Source organism: Streptomyces sp. NPDC051822, from assembly GCF_044452745.1.
Classification (GTDB): domain Bacteria; phylum Actinomycetota; class Actinomycetes; order Streptomycetales; family Streptomycetaceae; genus Streptomyces.
On the sequence record NZ_JBITBZ010000035.1, the window covers coordinates 1 to 1,025 of the forward strand.

Annotated in this window: 1 protein-coding gene; it reads left to right on the forward strand. The window is 69.6% G+C overall.

Features of this window, described 5'->3' with window-relative positions; genetic code table 11:
- A partial coding sequence (locus tag ACIA8N_RS36495) for an acyl-CoA dehydrogenase family protein (RefSeq protein ID WP_365787953.1) occupies positions 1–1,025 on the forward strand: 1,025 nt, incomplete at both ends.

Sequence of the window (1,025 nt, forward strand, 5' to 3'; positions counted from 1 at the left end):
TTCGACCTGTATCGGCCTTCCGAGGAGCACGACATGCTCCGGGAGTCGGTGCGTGCTCTCGCGGAGGCGAAGATCGTGCCGTTCGCCGCCGCGGTCGACGAGGAGAGCCGGTTCCCGCAGGAGGCGCTGGACGCGCTGGTCGCCAACGACCTGCACGCCGTGCACGTCCCGGAGGCCTACGGCGGCGCGGGCGCGGACGCGCTGGCCACGGTGATCGTGATCGAGGAGGTCGCGCGCGCGTGCGGCTCCTCCTCGCTGATCCCGGCGGTCAACAAGCTGGGCTCGCTGCCGGTGATCCTGTCCGGCTCGGAGGAGCTGAAGGCGAAGTACCTCGGCCCGCTGGCCAAGGGCGACGCGATGTTCTCCTACGCCCTCTCCGAGCCCGACGCGGGCTCCGACGCGGCCGGCATGAAGACCCGCGCGGTCCGCGACGGCGACTTCTGGGTCCTCAACGGCGTCAAGCGGTGGATCACCAACGCGGGCGTCTCCGAGTACTACACGGTGATGGCCGTCACCGACCCCGACAAGCGCTCCAAGGGCATCAGCGCCTTCGTCGTGGAGAAGTCCGACGAGGGCGTGTCCTTCGGCGCCCCGGAGAAGAAGCTCGGCATCAAGGGCTCCCCGACCCGCGAGGTCTACCTCGACAACGTCCGCATCCCCGCCGACCGCATGATCGGCGCCGAGGGCACCGGCTTCGCCACCGCGATGAAGACCCTCGACCACACCCGCATCACCATCGCCGCCCAGGCCATCGGCATCGCCCAGGGCGCCCTCGACTACGCCAAGGGCTACGTGACCGAGCGCAAGCAGTTCGGCAAGCCCATCGCCGACTTCCAGGGCGTGCAGTTCATGCTCGCCGACATGGCCATGAAGCTCGAAGCCGCCCGCCAGCTCACCTACGCCGCCGCCGCCAAGAGCGAACGCGTTGCCGCCGGAGGTGAAAAGGAGGCTCTGACGTTCTTCGGCGCCGCGGCCAAGTGCTTCGCCTCCGACGTCGCCATGGAGGTCACCACCGACGCCGTCCA